Here is a 23,213-nt window from a genome sequence, read left to right as displayed (position 1 = left end):
GCCGTGGCGCGATCAGACGCCGACGCGCTGGTTCTTGCGGCCTTCCCGCTGGTCCTTCGCGGCGGCATTGACTTCCGCCCGCTCGCTGACCTGCGGCACGCCGACATCCCACCAGGCATCGCCGGGGGTCCAAGTGAAGGCGTCGGAGACGATGGTGAGCACGGTCGTGCGGTTCGTCGTCTGCGCCCATTCGACCGCATCGCCGAGATCGGCAAGGCTTTCGACATGGCGGGTAAGCGCACCCATCGACTCAGCATGTTTGCCGAAGTCGACAGCGAAGGGCTCCTTGACGCGGCAATCCTTGATGAGATTGTTGAAGGAGGCGCCGCCTTTGGCATTCTGCAACCGGTTGATGACGGCATAGCCGCCGTTGTCGCAGACGATGAGGATCATCTTGTGGCCGGAGAGCACGGTCGAATAGATGTCCGAATTCATCATCATGTAGGTGCCGTCGCCGATCATGACGATCGGCGTGCGGCTGGGATCGGCCATGGCCGCGCCCCAGCCGGCAGCGATCTCGTAGCCCATGCAGGAGAAGCCGAATTCGCAATCGAAGGTGTTCGGTGCCTTGACGCGCCAGTTCTTCATCACCTCGCCCGGCAGGCCACCGGCGGCGGTGATGATCAGGTCACGGTCCTTCGCCTTGGAATTGACGATACCGACGACCTGGGCGTAAGTCGGCACGGGCGCGTTGGTCGGCTTCTGGTAGCCGTCGAGCGCATCGTTCCACTTGGCGAATTCTAGCCGGCCCTTTTCCGTCCAAGCGCCATCGGCCTTGTGATCGCCGAGCGCTGCTTCCAACTCGTTCACCGTTTCCAGCGCGTCGCCGACCACGGCGACGGCGCGATGCTTGTTGGCATCCCAGCGTGCGGCATTGATCGAGACGAACCGGGCGTCGGGCGAGAAGGCCGTCCATGAGCCCGTCGTGAAGTCCATGAGTCGTGTGCCGACCGCCAGAATCACATCAGCCTCACCGGCAAGCGCATTGGCCGAAGTGGAGCCGACAATGCCGATCGGGCCGACATGGGCCGGATGGTCATGCGTGACGGTGCCCTTGCCGGCAATGGTCTCGCAAAGCGGGATGCCGTGCTTTTCGGCAAAATCGGCGAGCGCCGTTTCCGCGCCGGAATAACGCACACCACCGCCGGAGATGATCAGTGGGCGCTTGGCTGCCTTCAGCACGCGGATCGCTTCCGCAAGGCTGTCGCGGTCGGGCCGCGGGCGCGGCGCCTTGTGCACGGTCGGCGTGAAGAAGCTTTCCGGATAGTCCCAGGCGATCTCCTGCACATCCTGCGGCAGGCCGAGGAAGGCTGGGCCGCAATCGGCGGGGTCCAGCATCACGGCAACCGCCTGAGGCAGCGACGAGAGGATCTGTTCGGGATGAGTGATGCGATCCCAGTAGCGCGTCACGGCCTTGAAGGCATCGTTGACGGTGATGGTTGGATTGCCGAAATGCTCGACCTGCTGCATCACCGGATCGGGGCGGCGGTTGACGAAGCTGTCCCCGGCGAGAAGCAGGATGGGAAGACGATTGGTGTGCGCCACGCCCGCAGCCGTCACCATGTTCAGCGCACCCGGACCGATGGAGCTGCACGCGACCATGATCTGGCGCCGGCGCGTCGCCTTGGCAAAGCCGATCGCGGCCAGCGCCATGGACTGCTCGTTCTGGCCACGCCAGGTCGGCAGCGTGTCCTGGACCGCCTCCAGCGCCTCCGAGAGGCAGGTCACGTTGCCATGGCCAAAGATAGCGAACACGCCCGGGAAAAGCGGCTCGCGTCGGCCGTCGATTTCAGTAAACTGGTTGCAGAGATAGCGCACCAGGGCCTGCGCCATGGTAAGACGAATGGTAGCCATTTAAAAAACCTCCCTGAGCCGGCATTGCAGGGCCGGCTTTATGCCCAGAACCATTATTTCATTTTTCGGATTATTGCAATACTTATTGCAACGTCACATCGGTAGTGCGCAATCCATCCATTGCCCGCCCGACTGGCTCGATGCGAGCGCCGCCTCGATGAACTTCACACCAAGCGCACCGTCCATCACCGTCGGATATTCGAGCAACCCGGCGGGCAGGGTCCTGCCAAGGCGGCGTGCCTCGACGGCAATCGCAAATTCCTCGTAGAGATTGCCCCAAGCGTCGCTCAGCGCCTCCGGATGGCCACGCGGCATGTGCACGAAACGCGCCGCATGCATGCCGATTCCGGCGCCTTCGCCGCGCGTGAGCACGCGGGTCGGTTCGTTAAAGCGGCGGAAATGCAGGATCTCAGGCTCCTCCTGGTTCCATTCCAAGCTCGCCTTATCGCCGAAGGCGCGGATGCGAAGCCCGCAATGGGCGCCGGGCGCCACTTGGGAGATCATGATGGTGCCGGGAATGTTGCCTTCGTAGCGCACATGCATGAAGGCCGTGTCCTCAAGCGCCTTCGGCGGACCCAGTGTGTGAAACTCCGCCCGAACCGCCGTGACGGGACGGCCGCAGACGAAGGCGCCGAGATGGTGGCAATGGGTACCGATATCACCGGTGGTGAAGGTGGGACCGACGATCGACGGATCGACGCGCCATTGCGCGCCGGCACCGGCATCCTTGGGCGGGATCAGCGCCCATTCCTGGAAATATTCGACATGCACTTGCTTGAGTGTGCCAAGCGCGCCTTCGCGGATCATTTGGCGCGCCTGACGAACCATTGCGGACGCGGCATAGGCATAGGTCACGCCGAAGACGAGACCCGTCTCTTTCTGGTGGCGGACCAGATCGAGCGCATCGGCAAGCGTCGTGGTCAGCGGCTTGTCGCTGATGACGTCGATGCCCTTTTCCATGAAGGCGCAGGCAATGGCATGGTGGGAGTTGTTCGGCGTGGTGATCGCCACGGCATCGATGCCATCCGGCCGCGCCGCCTCGCGCTCGGCCATCACGCGGTAGTCCGTGTAGATGCGGTCATCCGCCAGCAGCCAGGCCCGCCCGGATTCCTTTGCGACCTGCGGCCGGGACGACAGTGCACCCGCGACGACGTCCCAACGGTTGGAAAGCCGGGCACCCCGAGCATGCACCTTGCCGATGAAGCTACCCTGCCCTCCGCCGACGATGCCAAGCCGCAAACGGCGCTCGGCAAATGGAAATTCTTGCCCGCCGGAAACCTCTGCCATGATCCCCTCCCTCAAAATCCGCCATGGCCTGAAAACAGGCTTGCAGAATTAATATTGACGGAATATCAAATGTGCAACTTTTTTTGCATAACCATCAGGAGGAAGTTGATGATCAGGATCGCATTGCTCGGCTGCGGGCGCATCGGAAAGATGCATGCTGCCACGATTGTGCGTTCAAGCAAAGCCGAACTCGCCGCCGTGTACGATCCCGTTTCCGCGGCAGCGGAAGAGGTCGGCCGTCAGTTCGGATGCCTTGTTGCGGGTAGCGCGGAAGAGGCGATCGCCCAGGCCGATGCCGTGCTGATCGCGACGTCCACGCCGACACACGCGGACCTCATCGAGGCATCCGCAAAGGCCGGCAAGGCCATCTTCTGCGAAAAGCCCATCGACCTGTCGCTGGCCCGGGTCAAGGCCTGCCGCGCGGCACTAAAGGGCTTCGACAAGCCTATCCAGATCGGTTTCAACCGTCGCTACGATCCGGGCCACCGGGCGGCGCGCGATGCTGCCCGTTCCGGCGAGATCGGCGATATCCGCCAGGTGATCATCACCTCACGCGATCCCGGCCTTGCCTCGCGCGAATATCTGAAGGCATCGGGCGGCATCTTCAAGGACATGACCATCCACGACTTCGACCTCGCGCGCTTCATGCTCGGCGAGGAACCCGTCGAGGTGTTCGCCACCGGCAGCGCGCTGATCGATCCGACGCTCGCCGAACTGAACGACGTCGATTCCACCATGGTCGTTCTGCGCACGGAAAGCGGCAAGCTTTGCCACATCAACAATTCCCGCGCCGCAATCTACGGTCACGACCAGCGGGTCGAGATCCTGGGATCGAACGGCATGCTCATCTCCGGAAACCGCCGGGCGCATGGCCTCGAGCGGTTCGGCCCGACAGCGACGGGCGCCGGCGAGCCCTTCCTCAACTTCTTCATCGAACGCTATGCGGAAGCCTATGCGCTGGGACTCGAGTCGTTCATCGACTGCGTCGAATCCAACACGACGCCGGATGCCACCTTTGAGGACGGCGAAAAGTCCCTCGCACTTGCCGAGGCCGCAAATCTCTCGCGCGCCGAGCGGCGGTTCGTCAACATCCGCGAAATCGTCGGGTGAGAGCGCTGCCCGCCATTCCTAACCGATATGGCGGGCATTCCCCTCTCAGGGCTTGCGGCGCTGGTTTCCCGTGACCGTCGGGATCTGCGGCGAGTCCTTCTTGTCTTCCTGGAGCAGCGCTGCGACCGCGACCGCGATGGCCTGGGTCAGGCACATGGGTGCCGCAAGCGAGCGCGAGAACGAATACTCATCTTCCGGAATCGTGAAGAGAACGCTGGCGCTCTTCGCAAGTGGCGACAACTGGCTGTCCGTTATGGCGACCATCGGCGTACCGTTGTGTGCCGCGACATCGGCGATCGTCACCACCTCTTTGGCATAGTGGCGGAAGGCGATTGCGACGAGCACGTCCTTCTTGCCCATGACCTGCGCCATTTCAGGTGCCAGCCCGCCCGCCGGGTCGAGCAGAATGACCCGCAGTTGAAGCATGGAGAGCACGTAGCGGAGAAATTTTGCGATCGGCTCAGACCGCAACTGGCCTGCGATGAAGATGGTATTCGCGTTTTTGATCGCCTTGGCGGCCTGGGACAGGCTTTCCTCGGGCGTCGCGCTCAGCAGTTCCTGCAGCGTTGCGATATCGCGAACGACCAGATCGTGGAGGAAGCCGAGGTTTCCCTTCCGCTTGTTCTTCTCCAGATCGACGTCCAAGGCGCTGATGCGCTCGCGATAACCGGGTGCTGCCGTCGAGAGCCGGCTTTGGAAAACCGCCTGGAGCTGCTTGAAGCCGGAGAAACCGAAATTCTGGGCGAACCGCACCAGGATGGACGGGTGAGCGCCGCACTGCTCGGCAATCGCGTTGATCGACTGCATCGCGACCACGTTCGGGTTCTGCGTGATGAAGCGGGCAACCTGCTGGAAACGGTCACTGAGGTTTGGGTAAGCCTCCGTGACGAGGTTGACGAATGTTTCGTAGTTGGCTGTGCGCGGTGGCGGCTGATCGGACTGTTTTACCCGTGGCATGCAGCGCAACTCCTGAAGTGTGATGTGCAAGAGGACGCGGCATTTCGTACTTGTCTTCCGCGCGTTCCAATCGCCTGATCAGTGCAGTATTGCAAAAATCGACAATCCGCAACGCTTGTCGCGGCGGACCTATCCAACCGCCCTTCCAGGGGCGACTATACGGAGTGCGCCCTGACGAGCGCACCCCTTTCATTTTTCAATAGGGGGCGTCGGGGAAGTAGTATTCCGCCGCATTGTCCTTTGTGATCAGTGGGCTGCCGAGCACGTAGCGACCGTTGATCGGCGCCTGCGTAGCGAACTTCATGGTGACGAGTTCGATGGCGGGGATGATCAGCGTCGGCGGGTAGAAGATGTCGGCATCGACCATGTCGTGGCCGTCCATCACCAGCTTGATCACTTTGTTCATGCCGGATCCGCCCAGCACCGTCACGTTCTTGCGTTCCGCCTGCTTGATAGCCTCGATGGCGCCGAGTGCGGCATCGTCGTCGCCGGCCCACACGCCATCGATCTCAGGAAACCGCTGGAGATAGTCCTGCATCACCTCGAAACCCTTGTCCGGGTTCCAGTTGGCGTACTGCATGTCGAGCACTTCGATCTTGGTATCCTTCAGCGCCGCATTGAAGGCGTCGATGCGGATGTTGTCGATCGCTGTCGGGATGCCGCGCATCACGACGATCTTGCCGCCATCCGGAAACTTCTTCTTGAAGTATTCGGCCGCCGCCGTGCCGTATTGCGGGTTGTCGCCGCCGACATAGAGGTCCTCGATGCCTTCTTCGGCAAGACCCCGGTCGACGGTCGCGATGAACACGCCCTTGGCCTTGGCGGCCTTGACCGGCTCGGTCAACGGGTCAGATTCGAAAGGCAGAACGACGAGCGCATTGATGTTGCGCGCCATGAGGTCCTCGATGTCGTTGACCTGTTGCGTGGCGCTCGACGAGGTCGCCAGCACGAAGTCGATATTCGGGAAGGCTTCCTTCATCCGGTCGATGGTGCGCTTGGTGTGGTAGTTGAGGCCGCCCGTCCAGCCGTGCGTGGCGGCCGGGATCGAGACGCCGATGACGGCGTCGGCGGCAAGAGCTGGCGTCGCCAACGCTGCGACGGCGACCGCGCCTGCGGCAAGCATGGATTTCAATCTGTCGAACATTCACTTGTCTCCCTGTTGAAGTGAAAAGAAGGTGTCAGCCCTGCGAACGGTCGCGCTGCAGCAGCACGGCGATGATGATGATCGCCCCCTGGAATGCGCCGTTGAGATAGGGGCTGATGAAGCCGGTGAGGTTGAGGATGTTGCTGATGAAACCGAGGATCAGCACGCCGACGATGGTGCCCCAGATGCGGCCGAAACCACCGCTGAGCGCCGTGCCGCCGATGATGACGGCGGCAATCGCCTCCAGTTCCCACATCAGGCCGGTCGAGGGCGTCGCGGCACCGAGGCGCGGCACGTAGATCACCGTCGCGACGGCGACGCAGAGACCCTGGATGACGTAGGTGAGGATGCGCACGCGGTTGACAGGGATCGCCGAATAGAAGGCGACATGCCGGTTTGAGCCGATGGCGGCCACATGCCGGCCGAAGCGCATGCGCCGCAGCACCAGTTCACCGACGATGGCAATAACGGCAAGCACGAGGATCGGCACGGCGATACCAAGAACCTGGCCGTAGTAGATCGGGCGTGCGGCATCGCGCAGCGAGAAATCAAGGGAGATGGAGCCGCCATCCGCAAGCCAGGTGATGACCGAGCGGAAGATGCCCATGGCGCCGAGCGTCACGATGAAGGCTTCCACCCGCCCTTTGACGATCATGACACCGTTGAGGAGACCGGCAGCCGCACCGACGACAAGAGAGCAGACGATGCCGGCGACAACGAGCTGCCAACCCGGCCCCAGCACCTCGGCCGCCGAATTCATGAACATGATCGTCACGCCCGCGACCAGCGCCGAGAGCGATCCAACCGAAAGGTCAAGCCCGCCCGCCGTGATGACGAAAGTGGCACCGACCGCGATAATGCCGATGATGGCGCTGCGCGTGAAAACGTTCGAGAGGTTTTCCGCGCCGAGGAAGCTGTCGCTCATCAGGGAACCGATGAGCATCAGCAGGATGAGGGCAATCAGCGGGCCGGCAGCCTCGAAAATGCCCGCAAGGGTGCGGCCCGGCGACGCTGTGGCGTTGCCGGCGGACGTGGCGGTAATGTCGGTCAATGGCTTGCCTCCTCCTGCGGGGCCTTATCTTCCAGGCCCATGGCAAATCGAATGATGTCGGTTTCAGTGATCGCGTCGCCGGACAGCTCGCCGGCGATGCGCCCGCGCCGCATGACCAGCACCCGGTCAGACAGGCCGACGATCTCCTGCATCTCGGATGAGATGACGACGATCGCCTTGCCCTCGGCGGCAAGCATGGCGATGATCTCGTAGATTTGCTGCTTGGCGCCGATATCGACGCCGCGCGTCGGTTCGTCGAAGACGATCAGATCTGGCTCGACGGCAAGCGTCTTGGCGATCAGAACCTTCTGCTGGTTGCCGCCGCTGAGCGCGCCGGCCGTCACGTCGAGCCGTCCTGTGCGGATGTCGTAACGCCCGACGGCCGCTTCGAGATCACGCCGCTCCGCCCGCCGGTCGATCCAGCTCGCGCCGTTGATCGCCCCCTTGGTGAGCGCCACGTTCTGGTCGAGCGACTTGCCGAGCAGCAGGCCCTTGCCCTTGCGGTCCTCTGTTAGGTAGGCGAGCTTAAGCCCCCAAGCCTCGCGCGCCTCCGGCAACTTGCGTGCCTCGCCACGCAGCACGAAGGACCCGCAGTGTGCCGGCCGCAACCCGAAGAGCGCTTCGACAAGTTCCGTGCGGCCGGAGCCGACGAGCCCGGAAATACCCAGCACTTCGCCCTCACGGATATCGAGCGTTGCCTGGTCGACGGCGCCCGGCGATGTGAGCCCGGCGACGCTGAGCAGTGCCTTGCGGTCCGCCGCACCGCGGCGAGGTGGATAGATTTCCGCAAGTGGCCGCCCGACCATCGCCTCAGCCATCGCATCCTCGGAGATATCGCTGGTGTTCTCGACGCGCACGATCTGGCCGTCGCGCAGGACCGCGACGCGATCGGCGATATCCTTCACCTCATCAAGGCGGTGCGAGGTGAAGATCACCGAACCGCCCATCTCACGGAACGCGCGGACACGGGCAAAAAGGTTGCCCGCCTCGGTCGCCGACAACACTGCGGTCGGCTCATCCATCAGGATAAGCTTCGGTTGCCGGGCGAAAGCCTTGGCGAGCTCGATCATCTGCCAGTCCGATACAGGCAGATCACGCAACCGCGCTCGAACGGGAGCCGCCGAACCGAGTTCAGCCAGCAGGTCTCGTGCCCGCGCCTCCATCGCCTTGCGGTCAGTGAAGAGGCCACGCGTCATTTCCCGCCCGAGAAAGACATTTTCCGCCACCGTCAGGTGCGGCGCCAGGCAGAATTCCTGGTGCACCATGACGATGCCCGCGCGCTCGGCGGCATGCAGCGCTACCGGCGCCGGTGCGCCGTCCAGCAGCATCGTGCCCGAAGACGGCGGCGCCAGCCCGGCAGCAATGCGCATGAGGGTGGATTTGCCCGCGCCGTTTTCGCCGACCAGCGCCAAGACTTCGCCCGGCTTTACGACGAGATCGATACCCTTCAGCACCGGCACGATGCCATAGGATTTGGCGATATCGCGAAATACCAGCAGCGTCATGATCAGCCGCCGACCGGAGAAAGACGCGGAGCAATCTCGGCACGGTTGACGACGAGTGCCGGGTCGAGCGTACCCCTGAAGAAATCGAGGATGTTTGCCGCCGCCGAGATGGCCATGCGCCGCGCGCAGGCTTCGGTCAGTCCGGCATTGTGCGGGGAAAGCACCACCCGGTCGCAGCCGAGCATGGGGTCGTCGTTCGCCGGCGGTTCGGCATCGAGCACATCGAGACCGGCCGCGGCAAGCCGCCCCTCGTTGAGCGCCGCCAGCAGCGCCCCTTCATCGATCAGGCCACCGCGCGCCGTGTTGACGAGAATGGCCGAGCGTTTCATCACGGCCAACTCCGAAGCACCGATCAAAGGCTCGGCACCTGACTTGGGCACATGCAGCGACACCACGTCGGCGCGCGAAAGGCCATCGAGCAAGTCATCCACCGGCGTTGCGCCGGCCGCTGCGATCTGGTCCGCGGCCTGGAATTTGTCGAAGGCAAGCACCGTCATGCCGAGCGCCGTCGCGATCTGCGCCAGCCGCCTGCCGATGCGGCCGAAACCGACCACCAGCAATGTGCCACCGTCCAACTCATCGGCATCCAGGCTGTTGCGATAGTTCCAGTCGCCTTCCCGCATCTTGCGGTCGAAGAGGACGGTGCGGCGCGCGGCCGAGAGCATCAGCATAACGGCGTGCTCGGCGACGGCGCGGGAATTCACATCCCCCACGACGGCAAGCGGGATGCCGCGGCCGTTCAGGGCTGTAACGTCGACCGAATCGTAGCCGACGCCGTGGCGCGAAACGATCTTGAGGTTCGGCGCATCGGCAATAAACGCCGCCGAGAGCGGCTGGGTGCGGATGAGCAGCGCATCGGCGGTCGCGAGGAACGGCGCGTAGCTTGCCGCGGAAACCTCCTCGACATAGTCGATCGTCACGCCGGGCGCGGAATTGAGAACGGCAAGGCCGTCCGCGTGGATCTTGCCTGCCACCAGGATCCTGGGCATTCAATACCCTCCCGTATCGATCGTGTTGGCGGGAGCAACCTCCTGCACGAGATCACGGAATTTCCGCACACTCGCCTCGGCGGCACTTGCAAGGAGGCGGACGTCGTTGGTGACGGTCACGAAATCGAAACCCCACCCCACCGCTTCCGCCGCATAATCAGGCGTGCCGTTGTGCAGCGCCGCCCTCTTGCCTGCCCGGTGGGCAGCATGAAGGATCGTCTTGATCGCCTCGATCATTTCCGGCTCGCGGCGGTCGAATCCGGGCGCATAGCGTTTGCCCTGAAGTCCGAGCGTCAGGTCGGCGGGGCCGATATAGACTCCATCGAGACCGGGGGTCGCGAGGATGTCCTCGAGGTTTTCGTACGCCTGCGCGGTCTCGATCATGGCAAGGCAGATCATTTCGTCGTCGGCTTCCGCGGCATATCCGGCACCGGCGGAAAACAGTGCGCGGCTGGGACCGAAACTACGCACGCCGCTGGGCGGATAGCGCATGTAGGAGACGAGCCGCTCGGCCTCCGCGCGCGTGTTGATCATTGGGCAGATGACGCCATAGGCGCCGGCGTCCAGCGCTTTCATAATGTCGGCGGGATCGAGCCACGGCACGCGCACCAGCGGCGTTACCCCACTTGTCCGCATGGCCTGCAGCATCGGCACGGCCCCGTCGTAACCGACGATGCCGTGCTGCATGTCGACGGTGAGCGAGTCGTAGCCCTGCGCCGCCATGATTTCGGCGCTGAAGGAATTAGCGATGGAGAGCCAACCATTGAGGACAGGTTTGCCTTCAGCCCAGCGCTTTTTGACACCGTTCTTGATCATGACTGCCTCCTCAGACCAGCATTTGCGCGAGCTTGACGTTAGAATAGTCGAGGATGCCCTCGGTGCCGCCTTCACGACCCATGCCACTCGCCTTGATGCCGCCAAACGGCGCTTCGGCGGCCGCCAGCGCAAAACTGTTAACCCCGACCATACCCGCCTCCAGCCGCGCCGCCGCATCGCGTGCACGGCCGGCATCGCGGGTGAAGACGTAAGCCGAGAGGCCCATTTCGGATGCGTTCGCCCGCTCGAAAACCTCATCCGTGCTGGAGAAGGCGGTGATGGCGGCGATCGGGCCGAAATTCTCCTCGGCGATTGCCTTGGCATCGTCCGGCAAGCCGGTGATGACGGTCGGCTCGAAGAAGTAGCCGGAGTTCATGTCCTTCGGCCGCCGGCCGCCCGCGAGAATCTTGCCGCCGCGGTCGCTGGCATCGGCAACGATCTCTTCAATTGCGGCCATGCGCCGCTCGTTGATCAGCGGCCCCATCTGCGTCGTCTCATCGAGGCCATGGCCGAGTTTGAGCGCGCGGGCGCGGGCAGCAAATCCATCGGCAAAGCGATCGTGCAGAGTTTCGTGCACGTAGAAGCGATCCGGGGTCACGCAGACCTGGCCGGCATTGGCGTATTTCGTCGGCACCGCGAGATCGAGCGCCTTGTCGAGATCGGCGTCGTCGAAGACGATCATCGGCGCATTACCGCCGAGTTCCATGCTGATGCGCTTCACCGTCTCGGCGCTGTCGCGGATCATCTGCTGGCCAACGCGCGTCGATCCCGTCAGCGAAACTTTCCGCACGACCGGCGAGGCCATGATGGGCTTGTAGGTATTGCCGGTCGGGCCGATCAGGAGGTTGGCGACACCCGCCGGAAGGCCGGCTTCGCGCAGGCAATCGAACAGGACCATCGCCACGCCCGGCACCTCGACGGAAGGACGGACGATGACGGCGCAACCGGCCGCAAGCGCGGGCGCGACTTTGCGGGCAATCAGCGCCGCCGGGAAATTCCATGCGGTAAAGGCCGCAACGACGCCGACGGGCTCATGCGTGACCTCCAGACGACCGCCCGGCACACGGCTTTCGACGATGCGGCCGTAGATGCGGCGGGCTTCCTCCGCGTACCAGCGGAACTGGTCGACGGCGAGCGCCCATTCACGACCCGCTTGCGCCAGCGGCTTTCCGGTTTCGAGCGTGATCTGGCGCGCAGCCTCGGCCGTGCGCGCCGCCATCACGTCGGCCGCCCTGTGCAAGTGGTCCGCGCGTGTCCAGGCCGGCGTTTTCTTCCAAGCGTCAAAAGCCTTGTCAGCAACGCTGATCGCCCTGTTGGTGTCATCAACGCTTGCTACGGGAACGACACCCAGGACGTCGCCATTGCCAGGATCCGTGATTTCAGTCGACGCACCAGTCGCGGAACCTGACCAGGCGCCATCGATGAACAAGCCGTAGGACGCGTACATGTTTCCTCCTCGGATTGCTGATGGGAACCAATCAGCAATATTAGTTTTCATTATTACAAAGACGCAATTTTAATTGCACGTCAAGCGTAATCGACACGCTGGGCAGCTTGTTCGGGATAAATGGAGCGCCGGACGCGATGCCGGCGAACGCGGCACGAATTGCCGGAACAACTCCATATGCAATTATTATTGCGCCACCATCGCCCGCGGTCAATCACCCTTCACATCAAGCCATGCGCCGGCACGCGACGATTGCTGGATCGTCTCCACCAGCGTCTGGATGCGCAGGCCAGCGCGAAAATTGAACGGCTCGGGCCTAAGGCCTGCAATCGCCTCCAGATAGCCGGCGACCTCGATGGCCTTCAGATCATTAAAGCCGAGCTGGTGGCCGGGGGCGACGCAGAAGCGGCCGTAGGGCGCGTGGTCGGGGCCGGCCTCGATACGCCGAAAACCCTGCCGCCCCTTCGTATCGGCCGTCGAATAGAAATGAAGCTCGTTGAAGCGCTCCTGCGAGAAGGCAAGCGCGCCCTTCGTGCCGTAGACTTCGAAATCATGCTGCATCTTGCGGCCGGTTGCGATCCAGTTACCCTCGATTGAGCCGGTCGCGCCGTTTGCAAAGCGCAGGAAGGCGCGACCGACATCGTCCGTCTCGACCGGCCGCACACCGCCCTTGCCATCGGGGCGGCTCGCGATCATCGTGATGCAGTCACCCATGACCTTCGTAATCGGTCCCATCAGAAACTCTGCGGTCGCCAGCGCATGACTGCCGATATCTGCCAGAGCACCGCCACCGGCGGGGTCGTGCCGGAACGTGAAATGGCCACCTGCATCGGCCATATAGTCCTCCGTATGGAGGCCACGGTAACCACGGATTTCGCCCAGTTCCCCGCCGGAGATCATCTCCCTGGCGAGGCTGAGCATCGGGTTGCAAAGGTAGTTGAAGCCGACCTGCGTCTTGATGCCGGCCTTCTCCGCCGCCTCGGCCATCTGGCGGGCATCTGCGGCGAGCGGGGCAAGCGGTTTTTCGCAATAGACGTGTTTGCCGGCGGCGATGGCCGATAGCGCCATCTCCTTGTGCAGCGCATTCGGGGCCGTGATGTCGATGACATCGATATCGGGATCCGTCACCAGGCTGCACCAGTCATCCGTGGCGCGTTGAAAACCGAAGGCCGAGCGCGCGGCTTCCGCCTGCGCCATGGTCACATCGGCGATCGTGGCGAACTCCACCTCGAAGGGCAGGTCGAAGACCCGCTCGGCGGCGGCGAAGCCGAAGACATGCGTCTTGCCCATGAAACCCGATCCGATGAGGCCAAGACGGAGCTTCTTTTTCATTTTCGCCGTTCCCTGGATGATGCGTGGTTTGTTATCTGCAATTATCATTGCAATATTGTATAATTGTCAATATTTGTTTTCAAGACACCGAAACCCCTTATCTGGAGCCCGACCATGAAAGCCAAACTCGGCATTGCCCCCATCGCCTGGTGGAACGACGACCTGCCGGAAATTAGCAGCGACATTTCGCTGGAAGGATGCCTTGCCGAAGCCGCGGAAGCCGGTTTCACCGGCATGGAGACCGGCCGCCGGTTTCCGATGGATGCGAAGATCCTTCGCCCCATCCTCGACAAGCATGGCATCCAGGTCTGCGGCGGCTGGTTCTCCGGCCTGCTGCTCGATGGCGACATCGAAGCCGAGAAAGACCGGATCGCCGAGCAGATGGCGCTGTTCAAGGCGGTCGACGCTCCCTGCATCGTCTATGGCGAGACGGCCGGCACCATTCAGGGCGACCGCAGCGCGCCGCTTGCCACCAAGCGCAATCTCTCCGAGGACGAAATCAAGGCCTACGGCCGCAAGATGACCGCCTTCGGCGAATGGTGCTCCGAGCAGGGCATGCCGATCTCCTACCACCACCACATGGCGGCACCGATCGAGACGGAGGAGGAACTCGACCTCCTGATGAAACATTCCGGCGAAGGCTTGCCGCTGCTCTTCGATGCCGGCCACATGGCCTTTGCAGGCGGCGATGTCCTGCGCGTCATCGACAAGCATCACCGCCGCATCACCCATGTGCACACCAAGGACGTTCGCCTGCCGGTGATCGACGCGCTCGACCGCACGAGGGAGAGCTTCCTCGACGCCGTCATCAAGGGTGCCTTCACGGTTCCCGGAGATGGCAGCCTGGATTTCGAGGCGATCGTCAAACGCCTTGCTTCCTATGGCTATGAAGGCTGGTTCGTCGTCGAGGCGGAGCAGGACCCCACCCACAACCCGCCGCTCAACATGGCGAAGATCGGCCATAAGGAACTCCTGCGCGTCATGGCGGCCGTCGGTTACGCGGTGGTCCGCTAACCTAGGGTCGGACCTGCCGGCCCAAAGCCGGCGGGTCCCGTTTAGATCGTCCCGCCGAGCGAGGATTCCAGCAGCGCCAGTTCCTGGCCGCCGGCCATCATGTCCTGCAAAGCTGCCGCATCCACCGTGCCGCGTTCGGCGGTGCCCAGCGTCTGGCCGCGGTTCAGCACCGTGAAGCGATCACCGACAGCGAGAGCGTGGCGAACGTTGTGGGTGATGAAGACGACGCCGATGCCCTGCTTGCGCACCCGATCGATCGTGCTCAGCACATTCGCCGTCTGGCGCACGCCGAGCGCGGAGGTCGGTTCGTCGAGGATCAGCACCTTGGCGCCGAAATAGACCGCACGGGCAATCGCCACCGTCTGGCGCTCGCCGCCGGAGAGCGTGCCGACCGCCTGGTCCGGCCCGCGCAGGCTGATGCCCATCTTGCGCATTTCCTTGACGGTGATGTCATCGGCCTTGGCCGTATCGAAGGTCTTGAACGGCCAGACGCCCCGCTCCGGCTCGCGCCCCATCCAGAAATTGCGGCTGACGCTCATCAGCGGGATCATCGCAAGGTCCTGATAGACCGTGGCGATGCCTGCCGTCATGGCGTCGCGTGGGCTCTGGAACTGCGTCGGCGCGCCCTCAACCAGAACCTCGCCGCCGCTAGGCTTGTAAACGCCGGACATGATCTTGATGAAGGTCGATTTGCCGGCACCGTTGTCGCCGAGCAGGCAGTGGCATTCGCCGGCCTTCACGTCGAAGGAAACACCGGCCAGCGCGATGACATGGCCGAAATGCTTCGTGATGTTTCTCATCTCCACGATGGCGGACATCAGCGTTCTCCCGTGATGATGCGGCGGATGTAGGTGTTCATGATCACGGCCGTCAGCAGGATGACGCCGAGAAACACCCGGAAGAGCGAGCTTTCCGCATTGGCAAAGAACAGGCCCTGCTGCACCACGCCGAAGATAATCGCCCCGAGAGCGGCCCCGATGACGGAACCGTAGCCGCCAGTGAGCAGCGCGCCGCCGATCACCACGCAGATGATCGCCTCAAACTCCTTCAACAGGCCGCGGTCGGCCGCCGCCGAGCCGAACTCCATGACCTGGCAAGTGGCAAAGACGACGGCGCAGAAGGCGGAGAACATGAACATCAGGATCTTTACGCGATTGACCGGCACGCCGACGTAGCGCGCGGCAAGCGCATCGCCGCCGGCGGCAAAGATCCAGTTGCCGAACTTGGTGCGGGTGAGCAGCCAGTGGCCGAAGACCACAAGCACGATCGCCCAGATGACGAGCATCGGGATGCCGTCGATGACCGGCTGCCCGGCGCGGTTGCCGCGCGTGAAGGTGGCGATCCAGCCCGCCTCGCCCATCCAGGTGAAGAGCCAGCCCAAAACCTTGCCGCCGAAGATCGGCGCGAGCCAGTCATTTGCCGCCTTTTCGGCAACGCCGCCGATAATCGTCTGCCGGGTAAAGTAGACCGAGCTCCAGATGGTCAGTCCACGCAGGATATAGAGGAAGGCAAGTGTCACGATGAAGGACGGCAAGCCGGTGCGGATAACAAGCCAGCCATTCACACCGCCAAGCAGGACGCAGAAGACGAAGGTCGCGACGATGGCAAGCCAGAGCGGCACGCCGAGATGAACCGACAGGATGGCCATCATGACGCCGGAAAAGCCGATCATCGAGCCGGTGGAAAGATCGAACTCGCCGGCGATCATCAAAAGGCAGGCGCCGACCGCAATGACCATGAACTGGGCCGAAACCACCGTCCAGTTCATCACGCCCTCGGCGGCGAACATGCCACTATCGCCGGCAATCACCGCAAACAGCAGGAAGACCACGATGGTGCCGCAGATACCGCCGAGCTCGGGCCGGATCAGCGCGCGCCTGAGCGGCGAGACGGGTTTGATGCGCTCGTCCTTCAGCGCGTCCGGAATGACGTCCGTCATGAATGCATTTCCTCCCTCAGAAACATTTTTTGGCGCGCACGGGCGGCGGCCCGGTGCGCGCCAAAAATCCGTCGGATCAGCGGTACTGGCCTGCCAGCGACTCGACGAGTGCGATATTGTCCTTCGTCACGAAGCCTGGGCCGGTGAAGATCGAGTTCGAGGGCGTCACGCCATAGCGAACGAAGTTCGTCAGCACCTGGATCGGAATCGAACCCTGCAGGAACGGCTGCTGGTCGATCGCGAAGTTGATGGTGCCATCCTTGATGGCTGCCGAAATTTCAGCCGAGAGGTCGAACGTGCCGAAATAGATGTCGCCGTCGAGCCCCATCTCCTTCACCGCCCGGATCGACGGTTCGGCCGAATTGGGGCCAAGCGTCAGGATCGCGCCGGTATCGGGATTGGCGGTGAGATAGGCTTTCACCTTGTTCTGCACTTCCGAGGGGTCGATGCCGGAATCGACCATCTGGTTACCGAGTTCGACACCGATGCCCTCGGCAAAACCGCGGCACCGCTCAACGGACGCGGGGTTGGTGATGTAGTGGTTGACGCAGAGGAAGCTCTTGATGCCCGCTTCCTTCGCGCGCTTGCCCGCACCGAGACCCGCTTCATATTCCGGCTGGCCGACATGCATCAGCGCACCGAGTTTCTGGCTTTCTTCCACCGTGCCCGAATTGACGGTGACGACTGGAATGCCCTTGGCGACGGCATCCTTGATCGGCCCTTCCAGCACGTTGAAATCGGCGATCGTGACGATGATGCCATCGACGCCGGCCGCCGAGCTCTGCTGGACGAGACGCGCCATATCTGCAAGATCACCGCTCGGCGGGTTTCGGTACTCGGTCGTAACACCCATCTGCTCGTTCGTGACCTTGATCGCATTCTTGATGACGTTGAACCAGCTGTCGCTATCCGGGCCATGGCTGATCCAGACGAATTTCTCGCCGTCCGCATTGGCGACACCGGCAAATGCCGACGTGGCGAGCAGCGCGCCAAGGGCCAAGGATTGCAGAAGTTTCTTCATAAGTGACGTCCTCCCGAAATTGGCTTCCTGTTTCCTCCCCGCCCGAAGCCATTGCGGGTAGTTATCAAGCAGCGCGCTTGGCACCCTGTGCCGCGAGGGCCGCGTCGAGCTGCGCCTCGCCCCAACCTTCCGCGACAGCCCGGGCAAGCAGCTCCTGCTGGCTTTCCGGTGCGAGACCGCCAAGCGGCGGATCGGTGTCGAGATTGGTCGGGAACGGATAGCCGTCAGCGGTCGCGGCAATCACCGCACGCCGTCCCTCAGGCGAAAGCGCCGCCAGATGCGGATAGACGGCGCGGGCCATGGCCGTGCGGTCGAGATTTTCCATGTGGCGGGCGAAGGCCGACGCCGTCTGGATGAGGTTGACCATGCGCACGACATCCGTCGTCCGGTTCTCGCCCGCGGCATGAAACAGCGCCGGGCTGAAGAAGATGGCGTCGCCCTTTTCCAGGGGAAGCTGGACGCAATGCGCCTCGAAATAGTCGCGGAATTCCGGCCGCGTGGCGGCGACGTAGCCCGGCAGGTAGCGTTGCGAATGCGGCAACAGTTTTGTCGTGCCGCTCTCGACGGGCATGTCGCAATGGGCGACGCCACCTTGCAGGATAAGGGTAGGACCGGTGGCGTGGATGTGGGTCGGATACTCCGCCATCTGCTCCGGCTTCATGAAGCCGAGATGGTAGTCGCGGTGCGGCGCCTGCGCCTTGCCACCGGGACGGACCTGATTGACCTGCGTGGCGATCTGGTATCCCGGACCGAGCCAGGCGCGGCAGGCAATATCGATCACGGGATTGGCCATGTAGCGGGCGTAGACGGCGGGATTGCGCAGGCACAGCTTCTGCAGGCTGTTCCAGATACGGTCATTGGCGCCGGCCTTTGCAAAGTGGTCACCCGCCGCCGTGCCCGCCGCGCGCTCGTCGGCGATGATCTGGCGAAAGACGTCGCTTGCCGCATCAATGGCGCCCGGATCGGTGAAAGCGCGCTTGACCACGAAGACACCCGGCCCCTCGCCGATGACCGAGGCCCATTCCGGACCGATGGCATCGCTGACGGACGCGCCGTCATAGATCGGGATATTCTTCTCGATGGCAACGGCCGTCGGGCACATCGCCTTCGTGGTTTCGGTTTCGACCTCACGCCGGAACTGCGCAAGATCGATCACCGTTGCAATGTCACCCATAAGATTCTCCTCCCGATCTGAATTTAATCCCGCGCAAGACAGCACTCGACGCTCTCGCAACGCCGCTGTTCGCGCGCTGCAAGTCACTGCCCGGATTGAATAATTGCATTTATCCTCAAGGAGCAACATTAATTGCAGATAACGGAATGTCAACACACTTCGCGCCGATGGCGCAGAAAGGGCAAAACGCTGCGGAACGACCCCAAAAAAATCGGCGCCGGTGAGCGGCGCCGATGCGATCAGGCAAGAAGAGAACGTCGCTACTTTCGGATCGCCCAGTTCCGCAGAGACTTGTCGCCATAGGCCGCCCCCACGACGATGAGCCCCAGAATAAGGATGAACCACTGCGGCTGAACACCGGTTACGACCAGATAGGATTGGATGGAGGACAGGACGAACGCGCCCATCAAAGCGCCGATCAGCGAAATCCGTCCGCCGGCCAACAGGCAACCGCCCAGAACACAGGACGCGATGGCCTGCAATTCCATCAGCCGCCCCATGGAACCATCCGCGAAACCGAGCTTTCCGGCCTCAAGCGCGCCAGCAAAGGCGGCAAGCATTCCGCAAATGACGAATGCGGACAGCTTGATGCGATCGACACGCACACCTCGCGAATGCGCACTATCGGCCGAGCCGCCAACGGCCAGCAGCCGGTTGCCAAATGGCATGGCCTTCAGGACGACGATGAGAACCGCAAAGACTGCGATCAACCAGAACAGGGCGGTATTGAAGCCGAGAAAATCGCCCCCGCCGAGAAGAAAGTACGTCCAGCCGTTTCGCGCGGCATAGGGAATGGAAAAGGAAAAGCCGTCCGTCAGCGCGATCGCGATGCCACGGAAAATCATCAACGTGCCAAGCGTGATGATCAGCGACGGCGTCTTGGTCCTCGTTACAAGCCAGCCATTCACGTAGCCGATCGCCGCACCAACGACGATGGCGGCCAAAGCTGCAAACACGGGATCGATGCGGGCGGCAAGCCACAGATGAGCGAGCGCGCCCATGCCGAAGGTCGAGCCGACCGAGATGTCGATTTCACCGGTCCCGATCACGATCGCGACACCCAGGCTCATCAGCCCGAGCGTTGCCGTGACCTGCATGATCGTGCCGATGTTATAGAGGTTGGCCCATCGCCCGTCCGAGGTCGATGCGAAAATCACGATCAGGATGGCGCCGATCAGGAAGATGCCAATTTCCGTGTGGCGCCGAATGAGGGGTTTTGCCGCGGAGAGCGCCATCAGACCGCCTCCTGCTTCTCGACCACACGACCACCCTGGCGGATGACATCTTCGAGCGCTTCCGCCGACATGCTGTCGGTCGATGCATCGGCAACCTTTTCGCCATTCTCCATGATGACGATACGATCGGCGAGCTTGTGGACCTGGAAGATGTCGTGCGTGATGTAGATGACGAGCAGGCCCTGCTCCTTCAACTGCACCGCCAGTTCATTGACGTGTTCGCGTTCGCGCACCGAGAGGTGGTTCGTCGGTTCGTCCATGATGACGACGCGGTTCTTGAACTCGACGGCCCGGCCGATCTTGACCGATTGGCGTTCACCGCCCGACAGCCGCTCCACCTCGTCATCGGCCGACACGTTTTCGCGAAGGCCGAACTGGCGGATGACGCGGCTGGACTTCTCGCGCATCTTGGCGAAATCGAGAAAGGGTATGCCGAGGATGCGTTTGACCGGCTCCCGGCCGAGATAGAAATTCCGCGCGATCGAAAGGTTGTCGCAAAGGCCAACCGACTGCTGGATGGTCTCGATGCCCTGGTCGATGGCGAGCTTCGGGTGGAATTTTTCGACCTTCTTGCTGTCGAAGAACACCTCCCCTTTCGTTGGGGCGTGAATGCCGCAGAGGACGCGGATCAGCGTGGTCTTGCCGGCGCCGTTGTCGCCGACCAAGCCGATCAGCTCGCCGGCGTTGAAATCGACCGAAACGTTCTTCAGAGCGTGGAAGGCACCGAAATAGAGGTCGAGGTTTTTCACCTGGATCAGGGGTTGCTGGGTCATTTGAGCGTCCTCCCGCGTCAAACGCTGTGCCCGAGAAAGCGGGCAAGCTTCTGATTGAAAATAACCGCCACGATGAGAACGGCGCCGACGAATGTGATGTACCACGACGATGGTGCGCCGAGCGCGATCAGCTCGTAACGGAAACTGACAACGATCAAGGCGCCGAGGATGACCCCGAGGATCGACCCTCGCCCGCCGGTCAGCAGGCAACCACCGATCACTGCCGCCGAGATGGCCTCGAGTTCCATGTTCTCGCCGAGTGTCACATGGGTCTGCGGCTGGTTGCACAGCGTCAGGATGCCGGCAAAGCCCGCAAGCAGCGAGCAGAGGACGAAGGCTGCCGTCTTGACGCGGTCAGTGCGGACACCACGCGATTCAGCACTTTCCCGACTGCCGCCGGTCGCTAGCAACCGATTTCCGAAGCGGGTGCCCCAGAGCATGATTGCCAGCAGGACGGAAATGACACCGACCCAGTAGACGGCCGCTGCCACACCGAAGAGCTCTCCGCCCAGCAGGCGGGTCAGGGCGTGGGTGCGGGCATCGGGGGAGAAATTGTGAACGGATCCGCCCGTCCAGACGTAGATGATGCCACGCGCTGCAAACAGGCCGCCAAGTGTGACGATCATCGATGGAAGCTCACCTTTGACGACAGCGGTTCCCTGAATAAACCCGGCCGCCGCCGCCATGAGCAGAGCCACGACCAGAGAGCCGGGCACGCCGAGGGACGGCTCCAGCGTTATGAAGGCCACGCCGGTCAGCCCGTAGATCGACCCGACGGACAGATCGATCTCCTTCGTCATGATCACGAGAGCCTGCCCCAAGGCCACCAAAGCGAGAATGGCTGTGAACTGCGTGACGTTGGACAAGGTCTGTGCCGTCCACCATCCGGAAAAATCGATAACAGTGAAGACGGCCAACATGGCGATGACGCCGACGGTCGCGCCAAAACCCTGGCTGCGGACAAGGTATTGCATGGTTCTTGGTCCTGCTCGTTGATATGCGCTGCGGGATGCGCAAAGGAGGGCAGCCGGCCTGTCAGAAAGGCCAGCCGCCCTCGCCCGGGAGGGTACCGGTTACCAGGTGTTCTGTTCGTCGTAGGCCTTGTCGCCGAACACGCCGCGGACCTGCTCGGCCCACTGATCCGCATTTTCCTTGTTAATCACGAGCGGGCCCGTGAGGATACTCTGCTGGGGCGCGTATCCGAACTTCTTGTTCCAATACAGCCACTCCATGGGCGCATAGCCCTGTAGCCAGAAGCCCTGGCTGTTCGTCGCGAGAATATGCCCCGCGCGCACGCCCTCGATCGATACCGGTCCCTCATCGACGGTCAGAACGGTGACACCCTTGTCGTCGACATCCGGATCGAGCTTCATTTCGTTCGCCACGCCCCAAGCCCAGGGCGACGACCAGCCGGCGACCGTGAAGATATAGTTGGTATCTGGATTGGCCTGCAGGAACGATTGCAGCGTGTTGCGCGCCGTTGCGGGCTCTGCGCCTATGAAGAGCTCGTCGAACTTCGCACCCGCCTTCTCCATCACCTCTTTCATGCCGGCGCAGCGCGCCTTGAGACCTTGATGTGCCGAGTCATGGCTTGCGCAGACGACATGCGTCGGCTTCGGGATTTCGCCGGCCTCGACCTTCGTCAGTGCATATTCGCCGAGCTTCTTGCCCGTCAGGAACTCGTCGCCGCCGACATAGGTCAGATAGGGAATGCGCTCGCCATCCGGCCGGCCGTCGGGAATATTGAAGGCGACCACCGGAATGCCGGCCTCGATCGCCTTGCGCAGTGGGCCTTCAAATGCATCGGAACTGACGATCGGCACCGCAATGCCGTCCGGCCGGGTTGCGATCGCCTGTTCAAGCAGGCGCACATGTTCCTGAACGGAGTAGTTGTTGGTAGAAATGTATTCGGTCTTCACGTCCGGATACTTCGCCTCGAACTCCTTCAGGGACGTCGTCAACCAGTTCATGTTCGGGTCGTTGGAGCCGATATGCGACACCATGACGAAGCGATACTGTTTTTCGGCGTCCTGGGCATGGGCAACCCCAAGCGCAGCAGATGCCAAAAGAACAGTGCACAGGATGCTTTTTCCAGTTTTCATAAGGTTCCTCCTCCTTGAATGGAAACGAATGGAGTTTTCGATGCGAGCGGATTGCTCAGTCGTTTCGGACGGCATCACAGGCAACCTCCACGCTGCCTGCCAAACTCCTAGATGCAACATTTATTGCATCAATTATATTTGGTCAACATTTATTCTAAAACAGGAACGAGATCGGCACTGCGGTCACTGTTTGGGCCCATCTCAAGCGACCCGACAACGAGATCGCTTGGAGGCATTTTCATTGATGAAGACGTCGGTTCACAAGGTTTTCATGGGCCAATTTCTGATTTTTTACCCATCAAATCGTAGTATTAGCTGAATACCATTCAAGCCACTGAAATCACTATGACCACGCCACGCCGACACGCAATAATGATGTAAATCACATCGAATATTGCGGCTTTTGAAATGCAACCACACATCAAGGGCGCAATGATTGCATAGGGTAGCCATCGCCGGCGGG

Annotated in this window: 20 protein-coding genes; 2 read left to right on the top strand and 18 right to left on the bottom strand. The window is 62.2% G+C overall.

Features of this window, described 5'->3' with window-relative positions:
- Positions 1-12: 12 nt before the first annotated feature.
- Positions 13-1,854: a 3D-(3,5/4)-trihydroxycyclohexane-1,2-dione acylhydrolase (decyclizing) gene (gene iolD / locus J2Y63_RS27865; protein WP_435268764.1), complete on the bottom strand. Its 1,842-nt coding sequence runs from the start codon at positions 1,852-1,854 to the stop codon at positions 13-15.
- 93 nt (positions 1,855-1,947) lie between these two features.
- The gene (locus J2Y63_RS27860; RefSeq protein WP_435268763.1) at positions 1,948-3,141 is read right to left on the bottom strand and encodes a Gfo/Idh/MocA family protein; all 1,194 of its coding nucleotides are present in this window, start codon (positions 3,139-3,141) and stop codon (positions 1,948-1,950) included.
- A gap of 108 nt (positions 3,142-3,249) precedes the next feature.
- Here J2Y63_RS27860 and iolG point away from each other — a divergent pair, with 108 nt between their 5' ends.
- On the top strand, positions 3,250-4,251 hold the full coding sequence (iolG, locus tag J2Y63_RS27855) for an inositol 2-dehydrogenase (protein ID WP_435268762.1): 1,002 nt from the start codon (positions 3,250-3,252) through the stop codon (positions 4,249-4,251).
- A 45-nt stretch (positions 4,252-4,296) separates the two neighbouring features.
- Here the strand turns inward: iolG and J2Y63_RS27850 are convergent, their stop codons facing one another.
- The 8 genes from J2Y63_RS27850 to J2Y63_RS27815 form a co-directional block, all read right to left on the bottom strand.
- Complete coding sequence (locus tag J2Y63_RS27850) at positions 4,297-5,208, bottom strand: MurR/RpiR family transcriptional regulator (protein ID WP_435268761.1); 912 nt, start codon at positions 5,206-5,208, stop codon at positions 4,297-4,299.
- Positions 5,209-5,404: 196 nt separating this feature from the next.
- Positions 5,405-6,352 carry a substrate-binding domain-containing protein gene (locus J2Y63_RS27845; RefSeq protein WP_435268760.1) on the bottom strand — a complete coding sequence of 316 codons (948 nt, stop codon included), beginning with the start codon at positions 6,350-6,352 and terminating at the stop codon, positions 5,405-5,407.
- Positions 6,353-6,386: 34 nt separating this feature from the next.
- Complete coding sequence (locus J2Y63_RS27840) at positions 6,387-7,394, bottom strand: ABC transporter permease (protein ID WP_435268783.1); 1,008 nt, start codon at positions 7,392-7,394, stop codon at positions 6,387-6,389.
- Positions 7,395-7,399: 5 nt separating this feature from the next.
- Entirely contained in the window at positions 7,400-8,908 is a 1,509-nt protein-coding gene (locus tag J2Y63_RS27835; RefSeq protein WP_435268759.1) for a sugar ABC transporter ATP-binding protein, read from the bottom strand.
- Between the two features lie 2 nt (positions 8,909-8,910).
- Entirely contained in the window at positions 8,911-9,897 is a 987-nt protein-coding gene (locus tag J2Y63_RS27830) for a hydroxyacid dehydrogenase (protein ID WP_435268758.1), read from the bottom strand.
- Positions 9,898-10,713 carry an HpcH/HpaI aldolase family protein gene (locus J2Y63_RS27825; RefSeq protein ID WP_435268757.1) on the bottom strand — a complete coding sequence of 272 codons (816 nt, stop codon included), beginning with the start codon at positions 10,711-10,713 and terminating at the stop codon, positions 9,898-9,900.
- A gap of 10 nt (positions 10,714-10,723) precedes the next feature.
- Entirely contained in the window at positions 10,724-12,160 is a 1,437-nt protein-coding gene (locus J2Y63_RS27820) for an NAD-dependent succinate-semialdehyde dehydrogenase (RefSeq protein WP_435268756.1), read from the bottom strand.
- A 210-nt stretch (positions 12,161-12,370) separates the two neighbouring features.
- Positions 12,371-13,492: a Gfo/Idh/MocA family protein gene (locus J2Y63_RS27815; protein WP_435268755.1), complete on the bottom strand. Its 1,122-nt coding sequence runs from the start codon at positions 13,490-13,492 to the stop codon at positions 12,371-12,373.
- 114 nt (positions 13,493-13,606) lie between these two features.
- Here J2Y63_RS27815 and iolE point away from each other — a divergent pair, with 114 nt between their 5' ends.
- Positions 13,607-14,506: a myo-inosose-2 dehydratase gene (gene iolE / locus J2Y63_RS27810; RefSeq protein WP_435268754.1), complete on the top strand. Its 900-nt coding sequence runs from the start codon at positions 13,607-13,609 to the stop codon at positions 14,504-14,506.
- A gap of 41 nt (positions 14,507-14,547) precedes the next feature.
- On the opposite strand, the gene J2Y63_RS27805 is transcribed toward iolE, so the two are convergent.
- The 8 genes from J2Y63_RS27805 to J2Y63_RS27770 form a co-directional block, all read right to left on the bottom strand.
- A complete protein-coding gene (locus J2Y63_RS27805; protein ID WP_435268753.1) occupies positions 14,548-15,324 on the bottom strand; it encodes an ATP-binding cassette domain-containing protein in 777 nt (258 codons plus the stop codon).
- On the bottom strand, positions 15,324-16,445 hold the full coding sequence (locus J2Y63_RS27800) for an ABC transporter permease (protein ID WP_435268752.1): 1,122 nt from the start codon (positions 16,443-16,445) through the stop codon (positions 15,324-15,326). Before J2Y63_RS27800 ends, J2Y63_RS27805 begins: the two co-directional genes overlap by 1 nt.
- A 76-nt stretch (positions 16,446-16,521) precedes the next feature.
- The gene (locus J2Y63_RS27795) at positions 16,522-17,466 is read right to left on the bottom strand and encodes a sugar ABC transporter substrate-binding protein (RefSeq protein WP_435268751.1); all 945 of its coding nucleotides are present in this window, start codon (positions 17,464-17,466) and stop codon (positions 16,522-16,524) included.
- Between the two features lie 64 nt (positions 17,467-17,530).
- Complete coding sequence (locus tag J2Y63_RS27790) at positions 17,531-18,640, bottom strand: phytanoyl-CoA dioxygenase family protein (RefSeq protein ID WP_435268750.1); 1,110 nt, start codon at positions 18,638-18,640, stop codon at positions 17,531-17,533.
- Positions 18,641-18,900: 260 nt separating this feature from the next.
- A complete protein-coding gene (locus J2Y63_RS27785) occupies positions 18,901-19,737 on the bottom strand; it encodes an ABC transporter permease (protein WP_435268749.1) in 837 nt (278 codons plus the stop codon).
- A gap of 137 nt (positions 19,738-19,874) precedes the next feature.
- Positions 19,875-20,648: an ATP-binding cassette domain-containing protein gene (locus tag J2Y63_RS27780; protein WP_435268748.1), complete on the bottom strand. Its 774-nt coding sequence runs from the start codon at positions 20,646-20,648 to the stop codon at positions 19,875-19,877.
- Between the two features lie 17 nt (positions 20,649-20,665).
- Complete coding sequence (locus J2Y63_RS27775; protein WP_435268747.1) at positions 20,666-21,622, bottom strand: ABC transporter permease; 957 nt, start codon at positions 21,620-21,622, stop codon at positions 20,666-20,668.
- A 99-nt stretch (positions 21,623-21,721) separates the two neighbouring features.
- On the bottom strand, positions 21,722-22,825 hold the full coding sequence (locus J2Y63_RS27770; RefSeq protein ID WP_435268746.1) for a sugar ABC transporter substrate-binding protein: 1,104 nt from the start codon (positions 22,823-22,825) through the stop codon (positions 21,722-21,724).
- Between the last annotated feature and the right edge of the window lie 388 nt (positions 22,826-23,213).

Origin of the sequence: Shinella sp. BE166 (genome assembly GCF_051201095.1) — a bacterium.
GTDB lineage: Bacteria > Pseudomonadota > Alphaproteobacteria > Rhizobiales > Rhizobiaceae > Shinella > Shinella lacus.
This window is presented reverse-complemented; position numbering and strand designations above follow the sequence as displayed.